This is a genomic window from Streptomyces sp. NPDC046203 (assembly GCF_040646255.1).
Classification (GTDB): domain Bacteria; phylum Actinomycetota; class Actinomycetes; order Streptomycetales; family Streptomycetaceae; genus Streptomyces.
Window position 1 is genome coordinate 19,909 of the sequence record NZ_JBEYZX010000033.1, and the last position, 20,717, is coordinate 40,625.

At 71.3% G+C, this 20,717-nt stretch carries 17 protein-coding genes and 2 tRNA genes; 4 read left to right on the forward strand and 15 right to left on the reverse strand.

Annotation, left to right across the window (positions count from 1 at the left end):
* Positions 1 to 22 precede the first annotated feature (22 nt).
* Complete coding sequence (locus tag ABZ990_RS22030) at positions 23 to 1,057, forward strand: hypothetical protein (RefSeq protein ID WP_361234041.1); 1,035 nt, start codon at positions 23 to 25, stop codon at positions 1,055 to 1,057.
* A 169-nt stretch (positions 1,058 to 1,226) separates the two neighbouring features.
* Here ABZ990_RS22030 and clpX read toward each other — a convergent pair whose 3' ends face one another.
* The 5 genes from clpX to ABZ990_RS22055 all read right to left on the reverse strand — a co-directional run bounded on the left by clpX (position 1,227) and on the right by ABZ990_RS22055 (position 5,913).
* Entirely contained in the window at positions 1,227 to 2,510 is a 1,284-nt protein-coding gene (clpX, locus tag ABZ990_RS22035; RefSeq protein ID WP_361234044.1) for an ATP-dependent Clp protease ATP-binding subunit ClpX, read from the reverse strand.
* A 176-nt stretch (positions 2,511 to 2,686) separates the two neighbouring features.
* Positions 2,687 to 3,358, reverse strand: coding sequence for an ATP-dependent Clp protease proteolytic subunit (locus ABZ990_RS22040; RefSeq protein ID WP_361234047.1), 672 nt, complete (start codon positions 3,356 to 3,358; stop codon positions 2,687 to 2,689).
* A 43-nt stretch (positions 3,359 to 3,401) separates the two neighbouring features.
* Complete coding sequence (locus ABZ990_RS22045) at positions 3,402 to 4,019, reverse strand: ATP-dependent Clp protease proteolytic subunit (protein WP_361234050.1); 618 nt, start codon at positions 4,017 to 4,019, stop codon at positions 3,402 to 3,404.
* Between the two features lie 275 nt (positions 4,020 to 4,294).
* Complete coding sequence (tig, locus tag ABZ990_RS22050) at positions 4,295 to 5,674, reverse strand: trigger factor (protein ID WP_361234053.1); 1,380 nt, start codon at positions 5,672 to 5,674, stop codon at positions 4,295 to 4,297.
* Positions 5,675 to 5,836: 162 nt separating this feature from the next.
* A tRNA-Pro gene (locus ABZ990_RS22055) sits at positions 5,837 to 5,913 on the reverse strand.
* 135 nt (positions 5,914 to 6,048) lie between these two features.
* Between ABZ990_RS22055 and ABZ990_RS22060 the strand changes: the two genes are divergently transcribed.
* Positions 6,049 to 6,119, forward strand: a tRNA-Gly gene (locus ABZ990_RS22060).
* 202 nt (positions 6,120 to 6,321) lie between these two features.
* Here the strand turns inward: ABZ990_RS22060 and ABZ990_RS22065 are convergent.
* The 9 genes from ABZ990_RS22065 to ABZ990_RS22105 all read right to left on the reverse strand — a co-directional run bounded on the left by ABZ990_RS22065 (position 6,322) and on the right by ABZ990_RS22105 (position 16,288).
* Complete coding sequence (locus ABZ990_RS22065) at positions 6,322 to 6,516, reverse strand: hypothetical protein (protein WP_361234056.1); 195 nt, start codon at positions 6,514 to 6,516, stop codon at positions 6,322 to 6,324.
* A 147-nt stretch (positions 6,517 to 6,663) separates the two neighbouring features.
* Complete coding sequence (locus ABZ990_RS22070) at positions 6,664 to 7,176, reverse strand: HD domain-containing protein (RefSeq protein WP_361234059.1); 513 nt, start codon at positions 7,174 to 7,176, stop codon at positions 6,664 to 6,666.
* Positions 7,177 to 7,234: 58 nt separating this feature from the next.
* Entirely contained in the window at positions 7,235 to 9,724 is a 2,490-nt protein-coding gene (locus tag ABZ990_RS22075; protein ID WP_361234062.1) for an ABC transporter permease, read from the reverse strand.
* The gene (locus ABZ990_RS22080; protein WP_361234064.1) at positions 9,724 to 10,533 is read right to left on the reverse strand and encodes an ABC transporter ATP-binding protein; all 810 of its coding nucleotides are present in this window, start codon (positions 10,531 to 10,533) and stop codon (positions 9,724 to 9,726) included. Before ABZ990_RS22080 ends, ABZ990_RS22075 begins: the two co-directional genes overlap by 1 nt.
* A 116-nt stretch (positions 10,534 to 10,649) precedes the next feature.
* The gene (locus ABZ990_RS22085; RefSeq protein WP_361234067.1) at positions 10,650 to 11,795 is read right to left on the reverse strand and encodes a PP2C family protein-serine/threonine phosphatase; all 1,146 of its coding nucleotides are present in this window, start codon (positions 11,793 to 11,795) and stop codon (positions 10,650 to 10,652) included.
* A 753-nt stretch (positions 11,796 to 12,548) separates the two neighbouring features.
* Positions 12,549 to 13,139, reverse strand: coding sequence for a L,D-transpeptidase (locus ABZ990_RS22090; RefSeq protein WP_361234070.1), 591 nt, complete (start codon positions 13,137 to 13,139; stop codon positions 12,549 to 12,551).
* Positions 13,140 to 13,387: 248 nt separating this feature from the next.
* A complete protein-coding gene (locus ABZ990_RS22095; RefSeq protein WP_361234072.1) occupies positions 13,388 to 14,434 on the reverse strand; it encodes a peptidoglycan-binding protein in 1,047 nt (348 codons plus the stop codon).
* 490 nt (positions 14,435 to 14,924) lie between these two features.
* The gene (locus tag ABZ990_RS22100) at positions 14,925 to 15,794 is read right to left on the reverse strand and encodes a DNA-formamidopyrimidine glycosylase family protein (protein WP_361234075.1); all 870 of its coding nucleotides are present in this window, start codon (positions 15,792 to 15,794) and stop codon (positions 14,925 to 14,927) included.
* Positions 15,794 to 16,288, reverse strand: coding sequence for a ribose-5-phosphate isomerase (locus tag ABZ990_RS22105; RefSeq protein WP_361234077.1), 495 nt, complete (start codon positions 16,286 to 16,288; stop codon positions 15,794 to 15,796). Before ABZ990_RS22105 ends, ABZ990_RS22100 begins: the two co-directional genes overlap by 1 nt.
* A 192-nt stretch (positions 16,289 to 16,480) precedes the next feature.
* Between ABZ990_RS22105 and ABZ990_RS22110 the strand changes: the two genes are divergently transcribed.
* Positions 16,481 to 17,971 carry an amino acid permease gene (locus tag ABZ990_RS22110; protein WP_361234080.1) on the forward strand — a complete coding sequence of 497 codons (1,491 nt, stop codon included), beginning with the start codon at positions 16,481 to 16,483 and terminating at the stop codon, positions 17,969 to 17,971.
* A 160-nt stretch (positions 17,972 to 18,131) separates the two neighbouring features.
* On the opposite strand, the gene ABZ990_RS22115 is transcribed toward ABZ990_RS22110, so the two are convergent.
* Complete coding sequence (locus ABZ990_RS22115) at positions 18,132 to 18,722, reverse strand: biotin transporter BioY (RefSeq protein ID WP_361234083.1); 591 nt, start codon at positions 18,720 to 18,722, stop codon at positions 18,132 to 18,134.
* Positions 18,723 to 19,132: 410 nt separating this feature from the next.
* Between ABZ990_RS22115 and ABZ990_RS22120 the strand changes: the two genes are divergently transcribed.
* The gene (locus ABZ990_RS22120; RefSeq protein ID WP_361234086.1) at positions 19,133 to 20,626 is read left to right on the forward strand and encodes an amino acid permease; all 1,494 of its coding nucleotides are present in this window, start codon (positions 19,133 to 19,135) and stop codon (positions 20,624 to 20,626) included.
* Positions 20,627 to 20,717 lie beyond the last annotated feature (91 nt).

Sequence of the window (20,717 nt, forward strand, 5' to 3'; positions counted from 1 at the left end):
ATTCTGTGAGGGGAACCCGTCCATGAGCCACAATCAGCCAGGACCGTACGGCGGCCAGCCGAACCCGTACGGGCAGCAGCCCGGGCCTTACGGGGGCCAGCCGAACCCGTACGGGCAGCCGCAGGCGCCGCAGCCCGGCTACGGATACCCCCCGCAGGCACCGCAGGCACCCCAGGCCCCGCAGGGCGTCCCGCCGCAGGCCCCCGGCCCGTACGGCCAGCCGCAGGGTTACGGATACCCGCCGCAGCCCCCGCAGCCGCAGCAGTACCCCTACGGGCAGCCCGGACCGCAGCCCGGCCCCTACGGGCAGCCGCCGCAGCCTCCGTACGGTGCCCCGCAGGGCCCCGGCGGTTACGACATGCCCCCGCCGGGCGGTCCGAAGAAGAGCAAGGCCGGCTGGATCGTCGGCGGCGCGGCCGTCGTGGCGCTCGCCGTGGGCGCGTACTTCGTCATCGGCGGGGGCGGCGGCTCCAATGTCGCGGACGACGGCGCGCACAAGCTGATCACCCCGGCCACGGTGCTCGGCGAGTACAAGAAGTCCTCCAAGGACGACGCGTCGTCGAGCGACAAGGAGTCGCTGAAGCAGGCGGAGAAGGACGGAGTCCGTAACGCCAAGGAGGTCCAGGCGTCCTACCAGGTGCAGGACCCGAACAACCCGATGGCCGGGAAGCTGCTCCAGTTCAACGGCCTCTACGGCGAGATCGACGACCCGGAGAAGGTCGTCGACTCCATCTTCGCCTTCGTCAAGGCGCAGTCGGCGAAGGACCAGGGCAAGGGCAAGGAGGGCACGGGCGAGCTCCAGGGCGACCCGCAGGCGTACAACCCGGCCGAGCTGGGCGATGCCATTCTCAAGTGCCAGCAGTCCAAGACGGAGGCCAACCCCGCCGAGAAGACGCCCGCGTTCACGATCTCCATCTGTGTGTGGGCCGACCACAGCACGGTGGGCATCGTGGTCCCGCTCGACATGGGATCCCTGCTCACGGGCAAGGGCGGCTCCCCCGAGGACGCGGCCGGCCTGACCGCCAAGTTCCGCAAGGAAGTCCGCGTCAAGATCTGACGCGCGGGCCCTGAAGCCGCGCGGGCCCTGAGGCAGGGCTCCTGAGGCGCGGGGCCCGGCCCCGCGGCTCCGGCCCTCGGCCGCGGCCCTCGGTTGAGTGGCAACGAAGAAGGGGCGCCCCGGCGGGGGCGCCCCTTCTTCGTGTCCTACGGCGGGAGTTGCTCCCGGCTCACGCGCTCTTCTCGTGCCGTCCGTCGTTCTTCACGATCCGGGGCACCAGCGTCGGGTTGACGTTGTCGCGGACCACGTCGGCCGTGATGACCACGCGGGCCACGTCCTTGCGGGACGGGACCTCGTACATCACCGACTGGAGGACTTCCTCCATGATCGCGCGCAGACCGCGCGCGCCGGTGCCGCGCAGGATCGCCTGGTCGGCGATGGCCTCCAGGGCGGGACGGTCGAAGTCCAGCTCGACACCGTCGAGTTCGAAGAGCCGCTGGTACTGCTTGACCAGCGCGTTGCGCGGCTCGACGAGGATCTTGAGGAGGGCCTCGCGGTCCAGGTTGTGCACCGAGGTGATGACCGGGAGACGGCCGATGAACTCGGGGATCATCCCGAACTTCACCAGGTCCTCGGGCATGACCTCCTGGAACACCTCGCTCGACTCGATCTCCCGCTTGGAGCGGATGGTCGCACCGAAGCCGATGCCCTTGGCGCCGGCCCGCGACTCGATGATCTTCTCCAGGCCGGCGAAGGCGCCGCCCACGATGAAGAGCACGTTCGTCGTGTCGATCTGGATGAACTCCTGGTGCGGGTGCTTCCGTCCGCCCTGCGGCGGCACGGAGGCGGTGGTGCCTTCCAGGATCTTCAGCAGGGCCTGCTGTACGCCCTCGCCGGAGACATCGCGCGTGATCGACGGGTTTTCGCTCTTGCGGGCGACCTTGTCGATCTCGTCGATGTAGATGATGCCGGTCTCGGCCTTCTTGACGTCGTAGTCGGCGGCCTGGATCAGCTTCAGGAGGATGTTCTCGACGTCCTCGCCGACATAGCCGGCCTCCGTCAGCGCGGTGGCGTCGGCGATGGCGAACGGGACGTTGAGCATCCGGGCCAGGGTCTGCGCGAGCAGCGTCTTGCCGGAGCCGGTCGGGCCGAGCAGCAGGATGTTGGACTTCGCCAGCTCGATGGCGTCCTCACGGCCCGCCCCGCCGCCGTTCTCGCCGGCCTGGACGCGCTTGTAGTGGTTGTAGACGGCCACCGAGAGCGCCTTCTTGGCGGGCTCCTGACCGACGACGTACCCCTCGAGGAACTCGTAGATCTCGCGGGGCTTGGGGAGTTCCTCCCAGCGCACCTCGCTCGTCTCCGCGAGTTCTTCCTCGATGATCTCGTTGCAGAGGTCGATGCACTCGTCGCAGATGTACACACCGGGACCCGCGATGAGCTTCTTCACCTGCTTCTGGCTCTTTCCGCAGAACGAGCACTTGAGCAGATCGCCGCCATCACCGATGCGTGCCACGAGGTGCTTCCCCTTCGCCTGGGAGCGCCTGGTTCAGCGACTCCTGGTGCCTCATATTCGACGGTACCTTGCCGGGCCCTCCACCCGGGCCCCCCTTGACGCGGTTGACAGGGTCGGAATCCGGCCATGCCGTGCTCCGTGGCACCCCGCGTACCGCGTCAAGGGAAGGTCGGGCGTCAGACCGTGACGGCGCCCTTGCGGGTCGAGACGATCTGGTCGACCAGACCGTACGCGAGGGCGTCCTCGGCGGTCAGGATCTTGTCGCGCTCGATGTCGTCGCGGATCTTCTCGATCGGCGTCGAGGAGTGCTTGGCGAGCATCTCCTCGAGCTGGCTGCGCATGCGCAGGATCTCGTTGGCCGCGATCTCCAGGTCGGAGAGCTGCTCACGGCCGGTGCCGCCGGAGGGCTGGTGGATCAGGATCCGGGCGTTCGGCAGCGCCATCCGCTTGCCGGGGGTGCCCGCGGCGAGCAGCACGGCCGCGGCGGAGGCCGCCTGGCCCATGCAGACCGTCTGGATGTCCGGCTTGACGAACTGCATCGTGTCGTAGATGGCGGTCAGCGCGGTGAACGAACCACCGGGGCTGTTGATGTAGATCGAGATGTCGCGGTCCGGGTCCATCGACTCCAGGCACAGCAGCTGCGCCATGACGTCGTTGGCGGAGGCGTCGTCGATCTGCACGCCGAGGAAGATCACGCGCTCCTCGAAGAGCTTCGCGTACGGGTCGTACTCGCGCACACCCTGCGAGGTGCGCTCGACGAAGCGGGGAACGACGTAACGGTTGTCCACCTGCGGGCCGGTGTAGAGACCGCTCGCGGAGAAGTTCGGGGTCATGGGGCTGTTCACCATCCTGGGGGCGTTCGTGGGGCTGGGGCTGCGGTGCGGGGCCGGATCAGGCGCCCGTGCCGCCGCCGCCCGGGACACCCGCGGCGTGGGTGATGATGTCGTCGATGAGGCCGTACTCCTTGGCCTCCTCGGCGGTGAACCAGCGGTCGCGGTCACCGTCGCGGATGATCGCCTCGACCGTCTGGCCCGAGTGGAGCGCGGTGATCTCGGCCATGCGCTTCTTCGTGCGCAGCAGGTACTCGGCCTGGATCTTGATGTCCGAGGCCGTGCCGCCGATGCCGGCGGAGCCCTGGTGCATCAGGATGTCGGTGTTCGGCAGCGCGAAGCGCTTGCCGGCGGTGCCGCCGGTGAGCAGGAACTGGCCCATGGAGGCCGCCATGCCCATGCCGATGGTGACGATGTCGTTCGGGATGTACTGCATGGTGTCGTAGATGGCCATGCCGGCCGTCACCGAGCCACCGGGGCTGTTGATGTAGAGGTAGATGTCCTTCTCCGGGTCGGCTGCCAGGAGGAGCATCTGCGCGGTGATCTTGTTCGCGATCTCGTCGTCGACCTGCTGGCCGAGGAAGATGATCCGCTCGCCGAGAAGCCGGTTGTAGACGTGGTCGCCGAGACCACCACCGATGGACGGCTCACCCGCGGCGTAAGGCTTCAGATTCGTCACGTATCCACCTGCTCGTCTCCGACGGCCCCGTGCCGTCTCGCGTCTCGTTCTGGGGGCAGTGCCCCCGTATTCATGGACCCTAACGCGCTGGTAGGCGGGCGCCATCCCGGTTCCCGAACTGTTCGCTCGGAGCGCAAGGTGGGCGGAGCGCGCATGAAGCGGAGCGCGCGTGAAAGGGCCGGTGTACGTCACGGGCCCGGGCGCACAGTGGTGCGTCCGGGCCCGTGGCGCGGGTACAGCGGGCTTGACCGGGCGAACGGGCCGCCCGGAGAGCCTTACTTGTCCTCGGAGACCTCGGCCTCGCCGGTGGCGGCCTCGACGGTCTCGGTGGCCTGCTCCTCGTCCTCGTCGGACAGGTCGACCACGTTGCCGTTGGTGTCGACGACCTTGGCGGCCTCGACGACGACCGCGAGGGCCTTGCCGCGGGCGACCTCGCCGACCAGCATCGGCACCTGGCCGCCCTGGACGACTGCCTGGGCGAACTGGTCGGGGGACATGCCGGAGGAGGCGGCGCGACGCATGAGGTGCTCGGTGAGCTCCTCCTGCTCCACGTTCAGCTTCTCCTGGGAGACCAGCTCGTCGAGCAGGAACTGGGTCTTGATGCCCTTGACCGCCTGCTCCTTGGTCTCGGCGTCGAACTCCTCGACCGTCTTGCCCTGGAACTCCAGGTACTTCTCGATGGTCAGACCCATCTGACCGAGCTGGTGGTGCTCCAGGTTGTGCTTGCGGGTGTTGACCTCCTCCTCGAGAAGCTTCTCGGGGACGGGGATCTCCGCCAGCTCCAGGAACTTCTCCAGGACACGCTCCTGGGCCTGGGTGGCCTGGTCGAACTGCTTCATGTTCTCGAGGCGCTTGCGGCTGTCGGCCTTGAGCTCGTCGAGGGTGTCGAACTCCGACGCCATCTGCGCGAACTCGTCGTCCAGCTCCGGCAGCTCACGGGCGGCGACGGTGGTGACCTTGACGGTGACCTCGGCGTCCTTGCCCGCGGCGGAGCCGCCCTTCAGCTGCGAGGAGAAGGTGGCCTCGCCACCGGCCTCCAGGCCGGTCACGGCCTCGTCGATGCCGTCGAGCAGCTCGCCCGAACCGATGGTGTACGAGACACCCTCGGCGACACCGTCGGCCAGGACCTCGCCGTCGACCTTCGCCTCGAGGTCGATGGTGACGACGTCACCCTCGGCCGCGGCGCGCTCGACCGGGTTGGTGGAGGCGAAGCGGTCGCGCAGCTGCTCGACCGACTTCTCGACGTCCTCGTCGCTGACCTCGATGGCGTCGACCTCGACCTCGATGCCGGAGTAGTCCGGGATCTCGATCGTCGGGCGGATGTCGACCTCGGCGGTGAAGGCCAGCAGCTCGCCGTCCTTCAGCTCGGTGATGTCCACCTCGGGCTGGCCGAGCGGGTTGATCTCGGCCTCGTTGGCGGCCTGGGTGTAGAACTTCGGAAGCGCGTCGTTGACGGCCTCCTCCAGCACGGCGCCGCGGCCGAACCGCTGGTCGATGACACGCGCGGGGATCTTGCCCTTGCGGAAGCCCTTGACCGTGACCTGCTGGTTGATCTTCTTGTACGCCGCGTCGAGGCTGTCCTTGAGCTCCTCGAAGGGCACCTCGACAGTGAGCCGAACCCGGGTCGGGTTCAGGGTCTCCACGGCGCTCTTCACGGTTCGGTCTCCTTGGTGGCTGATTCCTGGTTTCCGGCGGTACCACCTGAGTGGTTCCGGCCGATCGGCCCGGTCCAGAGAGACACACGGGCACGCAGCTTGCATAGTAACCGCAAGCGACGGGCGGCCCACAATGTGATCTTGCGCTGGTCGATCTCGTGCTGGTCGGGGTGGCGGGATTTGAACCCACGGCCTTCCGCTCCCAAAGCGGACGCGCTACCAAGCTGCGCCACACCCCGTCGGTGCGACACGTAGGGTACATGCACGGGAACAGTCCGACGTCCTCGATTTCCGAGGCGTGTGCGCGGACCTCCCGGAACCCGCTACGATGGCGTCCGTGCCGCGGCCCCAAAGCCTGCGGCATGTCGGTGCACGCGGGCGTAGCTCAATGGTAGAGCCCTAGTCTTCCAAACTAGCTACGCGGGTTCGATTCCCGTCGCCCGCTCTGAAGATGGCGAAGGCCCCCTGGACATGGTCCGGGGGGCCTTCGTCATGTGCGTCGCCGTACGCGCGCGGGGCGGTCGCGAGGCGGTACGGGGCTACAGGCTTGCGGAGATACGGAGTTCACGCGGCCGGGCCACCCGCGCCGGCGGGCCCGGCCTCGCCGTACAGGTCGTCCGGCACACGCGCCGTACGCGCCGCGCGCCTCAGAACTGGATGGCGCTGATCGACGCGGATATCGAGTTCAGGAAGCGCTGGATGGACTCGGACATGCCGGTGAAGGCGAGGAAGAAGCCGAAGAGCACGGCGACGAGCGCCGGTCCCGGCTTGAGGCTCTTGCTGCGGATCAGGACCACCAGGATGATCGCCAACAGCAGCACCACGGACAGTGAAACGGCCATAACTGATCACACCTCTGGTCGGTCGCGCTTACCGCCGGGAGCGCCCGTCACACAGGCCCCCCGCCGCATCTATCGTGCCATCAACCTTCTGCCCGCGCCCGGTGGGTGACGAATCGTCGGCGGAGAAATCCGGCCACGTGACGGATTTCATGGTGTCGCGTCGGAGGGTGCCGAGGGCTGGGCAAGGCCCAACAAGGTGTACATCCGGGCGTATTTGGCGGTGAGCCGGGCGCGGGTCGCGGGGTCGAGGGCGGCGAGCCGGGCCGGGTCGGCGTTGTGCGCCAGGTCGGCCTCCTTGACGAGCAGGGCGCCGGGGGTGGCACGGATCCGTTGGGCATATGCCTCGGGTTCCTCGCCGGGGCGCTTGGTGAGGGCTCGCACCATCGCCTTGACCGCGTCGGGAAGGGCCGCCGCCGTCAGCCACTCCTCGGAGAGGGCGTCGTCCTCGACGGCGTCGTGCAGCCAGCCCGCCGCGATCTGTTCCGCGCCGCCGCCCCGCGCCCGCACCCCCTCGGCGACGGCCCGCAGATGTTCCGCGTAGGGCCGGCCCGCCTTGTCGGTCTGCCCGGCGTGGGCGGCGACGGCGAGCGCCTCGATCTCGGCGAGGGTGAGGTACGGGCGCGGGGAAGGGGACGGGGACGGGGACGGGGCTGCGGTCATGCGGGCCAGGCTACGGACCGGACCGGCCGCGGACAGGGTCCCGGGGTTACGGACGGGGTTACGGACCGGGCGAGCGCAGTGCCGCGCGGGCCGGGAGGGACGTCGCGGCGAGGCCCAGGGCGACGATGCCCGTGGCGAACGCCCCGTAGACCAGCGGCGGGATGTACGGGCCCTCGCCGGTCACGGCGCGGGTCAGCGGGACGAGGGTGGCCAGGGCGATCAGGCTGCCGAGGACGGTGCCCGCGAGGGTGACCAGCAGGGACTCCCAGCGGATCATGCGCAGGACCTGGCGGCGGGTGGTGCCGACGAGGCGCAGGACGCGCAGTTCGCGGCGGCGGTCGAGGACGGTCATCACCAGGGTGTTGGCGGCGGCGATCGCCGCGAATCCGCCGAGGACGGCCGCCATGACGGTGTTGGCCCAGGCGTTGAGTTCCCGGTCCTGGCTGCGCGCGGCGGCCCGGCCCGCGGCGTCGGTGACGGTGAGCGGTCCGAGCGCGGCGAGGTCGGCGGCGCTGCCGCCGCGTACCAGCAGCTCGTCGGCGTACGGGCTGGAGACGTGTCCGGCGAGGTCGGCGGCGGACAGGGTGATCTCGCCCAGGCCGAGGCCCCGGCCGTAGGTGGCGACGACGCGCGGGGTGGCCTCGGTGCCGTCGGGCAGCCGGAGGGCGAGCCGCTGGCCGGTCCGTACCCCGGCCGTCTCGGCGAGGGTGGCGTCGACGGCGGCGGTGCCGGGGCCGAGGTCGGCGAGCGAGCCGGTGCGGACGTCGAGGTCGAGCACCGGGCTCGGGTCGGCGGAGACGCCCTGCGCCGCGACGGGGAAGAAGCCCATGGTGTCGTCGGGGACGAGGACGCCGGTGCGCTGGACGGTCACGGCGGCGGTGACCCCGGGGATCCCGGCGGCGCGGCGGGCGGTGTCGGTGGGCAGCGGACCGGCCGGGGCGGTGACGACATGGTCGGCGACGACGCCGTCGCGCTGCTGGTGCCGGGTGGCCCGCTCGGTGCTGGTCTGGAGGAAGACCAGGGTGGAGGTGAAGGCCAGGGCGAGCACGATGGGGGTGAGGGCGGAGGCGAGCCGGCGGGCGTTGGTACGGGAGTTGGCGGCGGCGAGGTGGCCGGAGGCGCCGAGGCGGCCGAGCGGCAGCCTGGCCAGGGCGGCGCAGATCCGGGCGATCCACGGGCCGAGCAGGGCGACGGCCACCATGAACAGCATGACGACGCCGAGGGCGGCCTGGGCGGCGCCCATGCCCGACTGGGCGGTGGCGACCCCGCCGACGCCGACGCCGCCGGCCAGGGCGGCCAGGCCGAACCCGGTGCGGACCCGTCCCGGCCCCGCCTGTTCGGTCTGCGCCTCGGCCAGCGCGCTGCCGGGCGCGGTACGGGAGGGACGGCGGGCGGCCATCAGGCCGGCGAGCAGCGCGGTGAGGACGACGGCGACGACGGCCGCGAGGAAGGGCAGCGGGCCGGTGTCGAGCCGTACGCCGTCGGGGATCGCGCCCCGGTCCCGCAGGGCGTCGAACCACCAGCGGGCGAGGGCGAGTCCGGGCAGGCAGCCGAGGGCTCCGGCGAGCGGGGCGAGCAGCAGGGCCTCGGTGGCGATCGAACGGCGCAGCTGGCGCGGGGTGGTGCCGATGGCCCGCAGCAGGGCGAACTCGCGGGCGCGCTGGCCGACCGAGAGCGCGACGGTGCCGGCCGCGGTGAAGACGGCGACCATGGTCGCGGTGCCGCCGAAGGAGCCGCCGAGTCCGGTGAGCAGCTCCCGGGCGGCGGGCAGCGCGGCGCCCTCGGCGAGGCTGCGGTCGTCGCCGGTGTGCACCAGGGCCTTGCCGTCCAGGGCGTGGCCGAGGCGGCCGGCGAGCGCGGCGGGGTCGGTGCCGGGCTCGGGCAGGACGGCGATGGCGTCGACGGTGCGGGGGTGGCCGGACAGGGCGAGGGCCCGGGCGTCGGTGAACCAGACGCCGGGGGTGTCCGTGGTGCCGGAGACGGTGAAGGTACGCCGGCCGGCCGGGGTGTCGAGGGTGAGGCGGGCGCCGGGCCGGCCGAGGCCGGGGCCGGTCACGACCTGGTCCGGGCCGGCCGGGGCGGTGCCGGAGGTCGTACGGACGCCGGTGAAGGCGGTGGAGCCCCAGCCGGAGGCGGCGAGCGGGCCGCCGGCGAAGACCGGGGCGCCGGCGGAGGCGAGAGCGGGGGCGTCGGCGGGGACGGCCCGGACCGGGTAGCCGACGTCGCCGATCGCGCGGGCGGTACCGGGGACGGCGGCGGCCGTACGGACCAGACGGGCGTCGAGGCGGGCCCGGTCGGGCACCGCGACGGCCTCGGTCTCGGGCTCGGGGCCCCGCAGGACGGTGGCGTGGACCTGCTGGTCGGCGGCGGCGACCACGGGCGCGCCGGCGTAGCGGGTGGGCGGCACGGAGGCGGTCAGACCGGTCTGGAGCAGCAGTCCGCAGCCGGAGACGACGGCGGCGGCGAGCAGCAGGGCGAGGAAGGTGCCCGCGAAGGCGGACGGCTTGAAGCGGATCGCCGCGCGGGCGAGTCCGTTGGCGCGGAGCATCAGACGGCCGTCCCGGCGTAGTGGGCGAAGGGGGCGGGGGCGGTGGCGGCGGTGGGACCGGTCGGGGCGGCGGGACGGGCGGCGAGCGCGGTCATCCGGGCGGCGATCGTGGCGGGGGTGCTTCGCGGGAGCGTGTCCACCAGGCTGCCGTCCGCCAGGAAGATCACCCGGTCGGCGTAGGCCGCGGCGACCGGATCATGGGTGACCATGACCACGGTGGCCCCGAGGTGGTCGACCGCGCTCCGCAGCAGGGCCAGCACCTCGGCGGCGGTGGTGGGGTCGAGGGCGCCGGTCGGCTCGTCGCCGAAGATCACGTCGGGGCGGGTGACCAGGGCCCGGGCGATGGCCACCCGCTGCTGCTGGCCGCCGGAGAGCTCGCCGGGGCGGCGGGCGCCCTTGTCGCCGAGGCCGACCTGGGCCAGCACCTCGGCGGCGCGCCGGCGGTCGGGGCGCAGGCCGGCCAGGCGCAGCGGCAGCAGGACGTTCTGTTCGACGGTGAGGGAGGGCAGCAGGTTGAACGCCTGGAAGACGAAGCCGAGACGGCTGCGGCGCAGCTCGGTGAGCCGGTTCTCGCCGAGGCCGGTGATCTCGGTGCCGCCGAGCCGGATGGAGCCGGCGGTCGGGCGGTCGAGTCCGGCGGCGCACTGGAGGAAGGTCGACTTGCCGGAGCCGGACGGCCCCATGACGGCGGTGAAGGTGCCGCTCGGCAGGCGCAGATCGATGCCGCGCAGGGCGTGGACGGCACGGTCGCCCCTGCCGTACTGGCGTCGTACTCCGGCGAGTTCGACGGCTGCCGTGTCCGGGCCCATGGGTTCCTCCGTACGTTCGTTCTTGACCCCTTGAACGTACGGATCAGCGCAGGTCAGCGGCTATGACGCAGGCCGGTGGAGCGGGGGTGGGGCCATCCCTACCCCGGCGCCGGGGGTCAGCCCTTGCGACTGATGAGAAGCAGCGCCCGGTCGTCGTTGACGTCCTTGGCGCATGCCTCGATGAGGTGCCAGGCGGCGCCCTCGAAGCCGCCGGCGACATGGCGGTCGGCCTCGCCGGTGAGCCGGTCGATGCCCTCGGCGATGTCGCGTTCGGCGCTCTCGACGAGGCCGTCGGTGTAGAGCATGAGGACGTCGCCGGGGCTGAGCGAGCCCTTGACCGGGTGGTATTCGGCGGCGTCGTACACACCGAGCAGCGGTCCGTCGGCGGACTTCTCCTCCCAGGCACCCCGGCCCGCGTGGAGCTGGAGGGCGGGCAGATGCCCGGCGGAGAAGAGTTCGTAGTCGCCGGAGTCCAGGTCGAGGACGAGATGGATGGAGGTGGCGAAGCCCTCGTCCCAGTCCTGGCGCAGCAGATAGCCGTTGGCGGCGGGCAGGAAGGCGTGCGGGGGCAGCGAGCCGAGGAGTCCGCCGAAGGCGCCGGACAGCAGCAGGGCGCGGGAGCCCGCGTCCATGCCCTTGCCGGAGACGTCGGTGAGGACGACTTCCAGGGTGCGGCCGCCGTGGGTGCGGGCGGCGACGACGAAGTCCCCGGAGAAGGACTGGCCGCCGGCCGGGCGCAGGGCCATCTCGCGGTGCCAGCCGCCGGGCAGGCGGGGCAGCGCGCTCTGGACCCGGATGCGTTCGCGCAGGTCGAAGAGCATGGTGCCGCCGCGCCGCCAGGGCACGCCGACGCGGGCCCGGAACTGGGCGACGAGCAGCCCGAACAGTCCGCAGGCGGCGACGACCAGGACGATGCCCGGGGTGACCCGGGCGGGGCCTTGCGTATAGGGGCCGAGGGCCACTGACTCGACGATGAGCGCGGCGGCGGCCGTCGCGTACAGGCCGAGCAGGCTGGCGGGGCGCAGGATCAGTCCGCCGGCGACGATCGGCAGCACGAGGGCGGCCGGCGAGCACCAGACGGGGGCGAAAAGCGTGCCGCAGGCGATGGCGGGGACGGTGAGGAGGAGACCCGCGAGGGCGAACCGGTCGGAGCCGTCGCCCCGGAAGTAGTCGACCCCGGACCGGCGCAGGCCGACGCGGACCCGGCGGAGGCTCCTGCGCCACCGGGCCACGTATCCGGGCATCGCTCCACGACGTGTCATATGGGCTGGACCCTATCCACCCGATCGGAGCTCGTGCAGGGGGACCCGAGTGACATTGCATTCGAAATCGGATGGCCGGAATCGTGAACCGGAGAAGCCAGTGGCATATGACAGGTGCACGTATGGGCCGGCACCTGCCCGAAGAGGCCGCTGGTCGGCCGCCGGAGGGTCCGCCTCCGGCGCGCGACGGGAGCATTCCGGAAGGACCGGCTCTGGCGGGAATTGAGCGGAGCTGAACGGCCCCGCCGCACCGGAGGGAGGGCCCCGGCGGGCGGCTCGGGCCCGCCGTGGCGGCCGGGCGGCGGGGAAGTCGCCGCCGGTGGCGGTGGCTACGGAGCGCGGCGACGGCGTCACAGGGCCCTCGCACGACACCATCAGGCCGAAGTAGGACTTCGCGGACGCGAACAGTCCGCTCTGGCGTACTCCTGCCGTGCGCCGCCGAATGGCCGTATGAGCCGTCGCACACGGCACCGGGTGCCACCCCGCGCGCCACGGGACGTACGGCCGCGCCCGGCTCCGCGCCGGGTCCCGCGTACGACCGTGTACGACCCCGCGCACGCCCCCGCCCGGGGTCCCGCGCACGCCCCCGCCTGGAGCCCTGGAGCCCGGAGCCCCGGGTACGCCCCACCCGAGCCCCGCACCTGCCGCAGCACCTTCCGCCGCGCATGCCGCCGGCCGCGACGAGCCCGTCAGGGTCGTCGCGGCCGGGTGGGGATCACGGTCCGGGAGCCGGACCGGAGGGATCGGACGCGGTCAGGAGACCACGCGCAGGTGGGTCGGCCAGCCGATGCGGTCCAGGAGCCGGAACATCTTCTTGATGTCGGTCGGGCTGACCTTCACACAGCCGTTGGACTTGTAGTCGCTCGCGCCGTCCCAGCGCCGGGCCTCCGTGCGGCCCTGGGAGCCGTCCCGGTTCATCTCGGAGTGGATGAACATCTCCCTGCGCTTGGTGGTGCCCTTGGAGCAGGTCATGTCCTGGAGGTAGACCGCGTAGCCCTTGATGTACCGGCCCCCGTAAGTGCGGGACTTGCTGCGGATCTTCCAGTTGCCGTTGGGCATCCAGCCCTTGTTGCGCGTGCAGTCGTTCTTGACGCCGGTGCCCGAGCCGGCCCGGTAGGAGGCCACGAGCTTCTTGCCCCGGTAGACGAGGAGCCGCGAGTCGGCCGGGTTCTTCTGGTTCTTGTCGAAGACCAGCGAGGTGGCCGCGTGTGCCGCCGGGGTGCGGGCGGGGGCCGCCGGGGTGTGGGCCGAGGCGGCCGGCGCGAGGGAACCGGCGAGCAGCCCGCCGGTGAGGACGGCGGTGAAGACCGCGGACACGAGGGTCTTACGGGCGACAGCGGACATGGGGATGCCCCCTTCGGGCGGTGTGCGGACGGGAAGCGGACCGGGATACGGCCCCGGAGGCGGCGCCCCGCCGATGAGGCGGGGCGTCCGGGGCGCCGGCCGCGGCATCAGCATGGCCCGGGGCGGCGGGGGCCGGGAAGCGGTTGCGGGCCGTCCGCCGATGCGCATGGATGCGTCGTCATGGGCATGGCTCCGACCTGGGGTTATGCCCTCATGCGAAGCCGGGGGCGACCGGGCCCGGACAGCCTCTAGTCGTCGTGCGAGGAGACGGCCGGCAGCTGACCCACCAGCAGGGCCAGCCAGGTGTTGGTGTCCGCCCGGCCGGTGTCGGGCAGATGGCAGGTGCGCTGGAAGTACTTCAGGGCGTCGGCGGTCATCGAGGTGAAGGTGCCGGAGACCGGGGTGCCGCCCTGGCCCACGTTGTCGAGGAGTTCCTGGACGGCCCGCACCTCGAACGGACCGGAGTCGGGGCCGACCACCCTCGCCCGCACCAGCTCCGGCCAGGTCTGGTCCCCCACCTTGCCGTCGGCGGGCAGGAGGCGCTTGCGCTGGAAGTCGGTGACGGCGTCCCGGGTGTCCTCCCGGAAGAAGCCGTCGGTCCGCACCTGGTAGCCGTGTGAGCGCAGCAGGTACTGAAGGGCGCGGGCCCGGGTGAACTGGTCCTCGTCCCGCATGATCAGCACCGGCCATTTGTGCCGTACCACCCGGGTGGCGACCGCCCCGGCGGCGCTGCCCTCCGCCTCGTCCTCGCGCCCCGCGGCGAACCACCAGGCGTGGACGACGACCCCGGCCGTGAACGCCATCACCACGAGCGCCGCGACCAGGACCGGCGGAAGCCAGCGGGAGCCGGTCCGGGCGGCGGCCTCCTTTCGCGCGGGAGGGGTGTCGACGGGGGCGGCGCCCAGGGGAACGGTGCTCAGGGGAGCGGTGTCCGTGAGCCCGCCCCGCCCGGCCGGGCCGCCGGGGGCGGCGGTCCGCTGCCGGCTGTTCTCCCGCAGCGCGGCCGCGCACAGGGCGCGGGCCTCGTCGAGTTCGGCCGCCGGGGCCCGCAGGTGGGTGTGCAGGGCCTCGACCACGCGCAGGGGCGCGGTCGAGAGATGTCCCGGGTTCAGATAGCGCGAGAGTGTCGTCTGGTCGACGCCCACCCGGGCGGCGAGTGCCTGCTGGGTCGGCCGGGTGCCTCGGGAGGGGCCGCCGGACTCCTCCCACCACCGGCGCAGCAGCCGCGCCAGCCGTACTCCCGCCGTCCGTTCACGGTTCTGTCCCTGGGCCTGGTCCTCAGGCTGCTGTGTCATGTGCCCGCCCCTTCCCGTCGTCCCCACCCCTCGCCGGGCCCCGCCACATCACCCCCGCCACACCACCCAGCCCACCGCACGGCCCGCCGCCGCATGACGGCATAACGGCAGGTCAGATCCATGCATCAGGACGGGCATCGGTGCATCGGTGCATCAGGACGCGGCGCGTGCGGATCGTAGCGACGCGACCCCCCTCTTCGGCCCCTCCCCCGAGGGCCCCCTGCGATGCGGTCATATGCCGAAACCGCGCCGGCCCTCGCGAAAGAGCCCGGGCGGCCGTCCCGTCGGGGCGCGCCACTATCACCCGTACGAGTGTGCCACCCAAGGCGCCGCACTCAGGGATGAATCACCCTCAAGAGGGACACCACGGGCTGGAGTCGGAAAATCCCGGCGGGCCGCCCCCGGGAGGAGGACGGCCGCTCGGCATGGCCGGGACACCCTGCGCACCCGGGACACCCGGCACACCCGGCGCCCCCAACCGGAAGCGCGGCTATCGCCGCTGGCAGGTGGGGCACCAGAAGAGATTGCGGGCCGCCAGGTCGGCGGTGCGGATCTCCGTGCCGCAGATATGACAGGGCAGATGCGCCCGGCGGTAGACGTAGACCTCACCGCCGTGGTCGTCGACGCGCGGCGGACGGCCCATCGCCTCGGGGGTGTGCTCGGGTCGGACGGTGTCGATGCGGTTCAGCCGGACGCCCTCGCGCATCAGCAGGACCAGGTCCTCCCAGATCGCGGTCCACTCCCCCGCGCCCAGCTCCCGCCCGGCCCGGTAGGGGTCGATGCCGTGCCGGAAGAGGACCTCGGCGCGGTAGACGTTGCCGACGCCCGCGACGATCTTCTGGTCCATCAGGAGGGCGGCGATGGTGGTGCGGGACTTCGAGATCCGCCGCCAGGCCCCGTCCGGGTCGTCGTCCGCGCGCAGCGGGTCGGGGCCGAGCCGGTCGTGTATCGCCCGCTTCTCGGCGTCCGTGATGAGCGCGCAGGTGGTGGGGCCGCGCAGATCGACGTACGCGTCCGGGTTGGCGAGCCGCAGCCGGACGGTGTCGGTGGGCGGCGGTATGGCCCGGTTCCGGCCATTTTTTCCGGCGGCATCGACGGCCTCGGCGGCACCGTCGGTGGCAATGGCGTCACCGAAGGTGACTTTTCCGAAGAGACCCAGGTGGATATGGACCCACTCGCCGCCGGGGAAGCCTAGGAAAAGGTGCTTGCCGTGCGCCTCCGTGCGGGCGAGGACCGCGCCGTCGAGCAGGGCGGCGGAGTCGGCGAACTTGCCCTGGGGGCTGGAAACACGCACCGGCCGGCCGCCGAACCGTTCCCGGTAGTCGGCGGCCAGCCGGTGGATGGTGTGCCCTTCGGGCATCAGGCGGTGGGCTCCTGCGGGTGGTGGGCCGGGATGGCCGGAAGCTCGCCCGTGGTCTCGTACGCCGAGAGCATGTCGATGCGGCGGGTGTGGCGCTCGTCACCGGAGTACGGGGTCTTCAGGAAGATCTCGACGAAGGTGGTGGCCTCGTCGCGGGTGTGCATGCGGGCGCCGACGGCGACGACGTTGGCGTTGTTGTGCTCGCGGCCGAGAGCGGCGGTCTGCTCGCTCCAGGCGAGGGCGGCGCGCACCCCCTTGACCTTGTTGGCCGCGATCTGCTCGCCGTTGCCGGAACCGCCGATGACGACACCGAGGCTGCCCTCGTCCGCGGCGGTCCGCTCGGCGGCGCGCAGGCAGAACGGCGGGTAGTCGTCCTGGGCGTCGTAGATGTGGGGACCGCAGTCGACGGGCTCGTGGCCATGGGCCTTCAGCCACTCGACGAGATGGGTCTTGAGTTCGTAGCCGGCGTGGTCGGAGCCGAGGTAGACGCGCATGATCCGAGTGTGGCACGGACCGGCGCGGGTAGCCGAAAGCGGGGTCGGGACCTTGGTCCAGGACCTCCGTCCTGCCTGCTCTGGACCGTATGTCCGAAATCACGATCCGGAATTAGGTCTTCCGTATGGGGCCGTATACGGGTTTTATGTGTCCAGCTCACCCGAGCGCCCCCCACATCGAAGGAAGCGTTCATGAACACGCAGCCGACTCTGACGAAGGAAGGCGGATCCGCCGACGACACCGGTGGTAACTCGCAGTCCCTCGGCACACCCGATGCCCACAACGCGGGCCAGGACGGCCTGAAGCCCGGCCTCAAGAACCGCCATCTCTCGATGATCGCCATCGGCGGCGTCATCGGTGCCGGCCTCTTCATCGGTTCGGGCGCGGGCATCGCCGCGGCCGGACCGGCCATCCTCCTGTCCTACGCGCTCGTCGGCGTGATGGTCGTCTTCGTGATGCGGATGCTCGGCGAGATGGCCGCCGCGCGACCCTCCTCCGGTTCCTTCTCCGCCTACGCCGACCAGGCGCTCGGCCGCTGGGCCGGCTTCACCATCGGCTGGCTGTACTGGTTCTTCTGGGTCGTGGTGCTCGCGGTCGAGGCGACCGCCGGTGCCAAGATCCTGGAGGGCTGGATCCCGGCCGTCCCGCAGTGGGGCTGGGCGCTCATCGTGATGGTGGTGCTCACCGCCACCAACCTGGCCTCGGTCGCCTCCTACGGCGAGTTCGAGTTCTGGTTCGCGGGCATCAAGGTCGTCGCCATCGGCGCCTTCGTCGTGATCGGTCTGCTGGCCGTCTTCGGCGTGCTGCCGGGCTCGGACAACCCGGGCGCGGGCTTCGGGCACCTCACCGACGCCGGCGGGTTCTTCCCGATGGGCGCGGGCGCGGTCCTCACCGGTGTGCTGATGGTCGTCTTCTCCTTCATGGGCAGCGAGATCGTCACCCTGGCCGCCGGTGAGTCGGAGGACCCGCAGCGTGCCGTGACGAAGGCCACCAACAGCGTCATCTGGCGTATCGCCGTCTTCTACCTGGGCTCGATCTTCGTCGTCCTCACCCTGCTGCGCTGGGACGACAAGGCGATCCTGGAGAAGGGCTCGTACGTCGCCGCCCTGGACTCGATCGGCATCCCCCACGCCGGCCAGATCATGAACGTGATCGTGCTGACCGCCGTTCTGTCCTGTCTGAACTCGGGTCTGTACACCGCCTCCCGCATGGCCTTCTCGCTCGGCCAGCGCGGCGACGCGCCCCGTGCCTTCGCCCGTGTCAGCAAGCGCGGTGTGCCCAAGGCGGCGATCCTGTCCTCGGTGGTCTTCGGCTTCGTCGCGGTCTTCTTCAACTACAAGTGGCCCGACACCGTCTTCGCCTTCCTGCTGAACTCCTCCGGCGCCGTCGCGCTCTTCGTCTGGCTGGTCATCTGTGTGACCCAGCTGCGGATGCGCGGGATGATCCTGCGCGAGCAGCCCGAGAAGCTGGTCGTGAAGATGTGGCTCTTCCCGTACCTGACCTGGGCCACCATCGGCATGATCACCTTCGTGATCGGCTACATGGTGTTCGACGGCGGCGACAACCGCCAGCAGGTCGTGCTCTCGCTCGGGGTGGCCCTGCTCGTGCTGGTGATCGGTCTCGTCAAGGAGCGGATCATGAAGAAGTCCGCGCCGTCGGAGATACCGGCCGAGAAGAGCTGACGCTCCCCCTCCCCCGACCGGCAGCGCCGGTCCCTCCATACGAAAAGGCTCTCCGTACCCCGGAAGATCGGGTACGGAGAGCCTTTTCGTATGTACGAGCGCGCCTTCAAGCGTGCGGGGCGGGGCGGGGGCGCGTGGGTACGGCGCCCCCTTCGCCCGCTCAGCCCTTGCGGCCGACGAGCTTCCAGGCGGCCGGCAGGGCGCCCATGGCGAGGGCCGCCTTGAGCGCGTCGCCGATCAGGAACGGGACAAGGCCGGCGGCCACGGCCTGGGCGAGCGTCATGCCGGTGGCCAGCGCGAGGTACGGCACGCCGACCGCGTAGATGATCGCGGAGCCGAGCGCCATCGTGCCGGCCGTGCGCAGCACGGAGCGGTCGCCGCCGCGGCGGGCGAGGGCGCCGACCACGGTCGCGGCGAGCAGCATGCCGAGGATGTAGCCGAAGGAGGCCATGGACCAGCCGGAGGCGCCCTCGGCGAACCACGGCACGCCCGCCATACCGACGACGGCGTACAGACCGAGGGAGAGGAAGCCTCGGCGGGCGCCGAGCGCGGTGCCGACCAGGAGGGCGGCGAAGGTCTGGCCGGAGACCGGGACCGGGGAGCCGGGGACCGCGACGGTGATCTGGGCCGCGAGGCCGGTCAGCGCGGCACCGCCGGCGATCAGCGCGATCTCGCGGACGCGGCTCGCCGGGATCAGGTCGGCGAGGACCGTACCGGAACGGAGGGAGGAGACGGGGGCTGCGGTGCTCATCGGTACTCCGTGTGGGATCGGGAGGAAGGCAGAAGAGAAAGCGGGACAGCGGGACTGCGGGTGAAGCGGGACAGCAGGGACAGCGGTTCACGCCTGGCAGGGACCCCCGAGGGGAGCGGCGCGGACCACCGGGGGCCCGCGGGCGGCTCCAGGGGGCCGCGCGGGCCGCAGGGGGCCAGCTCGACCGTATGCCAGGGGTGAGCGGCCGATCACCATCAACGGCCCACAAAGCACGGGCCGACCCCTTCGTGGAGATCAAACAAAGCCCACGATCCCCGCGTCGCGCCACGTGATGCTGGTCACTGGGAAGTCGTACCAAGTTGGTCCCTTTTGCGTCCAAGGGTGCCGAGCGGAGAGACTGTGGGGTCCCCATAAAGCCGCAGCACCACCCGAGAGCACGAGCCCCCCACATGCACGAACCCGCCGAACCTTCCGAACCCGCCGAACCTTCCGGACGCCCCGATTCCGGCGGGTCCGCCCCCGGGGCCCGGTCCGGGACCGCTGCCGGGTCCGGCGCGGCCGCCCCCTCCGTCCTGGACGATCTGCCGGCGCCGCTCTCCCACGGACTGAAGCAGCGCCACCTCACGATGCTGGGGCTCGGCGGTGTCATCGGCGCGGGTCTGTTCGTCGGTTCGGGCGCGGGCATCGCGGTGGCGGGCCCGGGGATCGTGATCTCGTATCTGCTGGCGGGCGCGCTGGCGATGCTGATCATGCGGATGCTGGGCGAGATGTCGGCGGCGATGCCGTCGTCCGGGGCGTTCTCCGTGCACGCGGAGCGGGCGCTGGGCCGCTGGGCGGGCTTCTCGGTGGGCTGGCTGTACTGGTTCCTGCTGGTGGTCGTGCTCGCGGTGGAGGCGACGGGGGCGGCCCGGATCGCGCACGGCTGGGTGCCGGGGGTGCCGCAGTGGGGCTGGGTGCTGGCCTTCATGGTGGTGTTCACCGCGGCCAACCTGTCGGCGGTGAAGAACTTCGGCGAGTTCGAGTTCTGGTTCGCGGCGCTGAAGGTGGGCGCCATCAGCCTGTTCCTCGTCCTCGGCCTGCTGGCGATCGTGGGCTGGCTGCCGGACTCCGCCCCGGTGGGGATGGCGAATCTGACCGGTCAGGGCGGCTTCCTGCCGAACGGCTGGTCCGGGGTGGTCTCCGGAGTGCTCGTCGTCGCGTTCGCGTTCGGCGGTCTGGAGGTCGTGACGATCGCGGCGGCGGAGTCGGACGACCCGGTGCGCAATGTGGCGCGGGCGGTGCGCAGCGCGGTGTGGCGGATCCTCTTCTTCTACGTGGGTTCGATGCTGGTGATCGTGACCCTGCTGCCGTGGACGGCGATCAAGCCGGGCGAGTCGCCTTATGTCGCGGTACTGGATCACATCGGGGTACCGGCGGCCGGGCAGATCATGAATGTCGTGGTGTTCGTGGCGCTTTTGTCCGCGCTGAACGCGAATCTGTACGGCGCTTCCCGCATGGTGTTCTCGCTCGCCGAGCGCGGAGAGGCGCCGAAGGGCCTGCTCAAGATCACGGAAGGCGGAGTTCCGCGCCGGGCGCTGCTCGCGTCCGTCGCATTCGGTTTCGTCTCCGTCGTCCTCAATCTGAAGTGGCCGGATTCCGTCTTTCTCTACCTCTTGAACGCGGTCGGCGCGGTGCTGCTGTTCGTCTGGGCGCTGATCGCGGTCTCGGAGCTGCGGCTGCGGCGCCGGATCGAGCACGAGATGCCCGAGAAGCTGTCCCTCCGTATGTGGTGCTTCCCCTGGCTCACCTGGGTGGCACTGGCCGCGATGGCGGTGGTTCTGGTGCTGATGCTGCTCGACGACGCGTCCCGGCCGCAGGTGCTCTGGTCCAGCGGAGCGACCGCATTGGTGCTGGTCGTGGCCGGAATTCGCGAGCGCGTTACACCCCGCACTAAGCGGAATTAATAATTCACCTTGTGTAAAGATCGTGACCGTATAGCGGACATGCGTTCCCTCTGAGCGGTATACCCCTCCACACTGTGGGCCACTCTCCCGT

Excerpts from the sequence above, each read along its gene's own strand:
- ABZ990_RS22110 (WP_361234080.1), top strand. The coding sequence starts at position 16,481 with ATGAACACGCAGCCGACTCTGACGAAGGAAGGCGGATCCGCCGACGAC.
- ABZ990_RS22120 (WP_361234086.1), top strand. The coding sequence starts at position 19,133 with ATGCACGAACCCGCCGAACCTTCCGAACCCGCCGAACCTTCCGGACGC.
- ABZ990_RS22040 (WP_361234047.1), bottom strand. The coding sequence starts at position 3,358 with ATGGTGAACAGCCCCATGACCCCGAACTTCTCCGCGAGCGGTCTCTAC.
- ABZ990_RS22090 (WP_361234070.1), bottom strand. The coding sequence starts at position 13,139 with ATGTCCGCTGTCGCCCGTAAGACCCTCGTGTCCGCGGTCTTCACCGCC.
- ABZ990_RS22070 (WP_361234059.1), bottom strand. The coding sequence starts at position 7,176 with ATGACCGCAGCCCCGTCCCCGTCCCCGTCCCCTTCCCCGCGCCCGTAC.
- ABZ990_RS22095 (WP_361234072.1), bottom strand. The coding sequence starts at position 14,434 with ATGACACAGCAGCCTGAGGACCAGGCCCAGGGACAGAACCGTGAACGG.
- ABZ990_RS22115 (WP_361234083.1), bottom strand. The coding sequence starts at position 18,722 with ATGAGCACCGCAGCCCCCGTCTCCTCCCTCCGTTCCGGTACGGTCCTC.
- ABZ990_RS22075 (WP_361234062.1), bottom strand. The coding sequence starts at position 9,724 with ATGCTCCGCGCCAACGGACTCGCCCGCGCGGCGATCCGCTTCAAGCCG.
- ABZ990_RS22080 (WP_361234064.1), bottom strand. The coding sequence starts at position 10,533 with ATGGGCCCGGACACGGCAGCCGTCGAACTCGCCGGAGTACGACGCCAG.
- ABZ990_RS22085 (WP_361234067.1), bottom strand. The coding sequence starts at position 11,795 with ATGACACGTCGTGGAGCGATGCCCGGATACGTGGCCCGGTGGCGCAGG.
- ABZ990_RS22065 (WP_361234056.1), bottom strand. The coding sequence starts at position 6,516 with ATGGCCGTTTCACTGTCCGTGGTGCTGCTGTTGGCGATCATCCTGGTG.
- ABZ990_RS22030 (WP_361234041.1), top strand. The coding sequence starts at position 23 with ATGAGCCACAATCAGCCAGGACCGTACGGCGGCCAGCCGAACCCGTAC.
- ABZ990_RS22105 (WP_361234077.1), bottom strand. The coding sequence starts at position 16,288 with ATGCGCGTCTACCTCGGCTCCGACCACGCCGGCTACGAACTCAAGACC.
- ABZ990_RS22100 (WP_361234075.1), bottom strand. The coding sequence starts at position 15,794 with ATGCCCGAAGGGCACACCATCCACCGGCTGGCCGCCGACTACCGGGAA.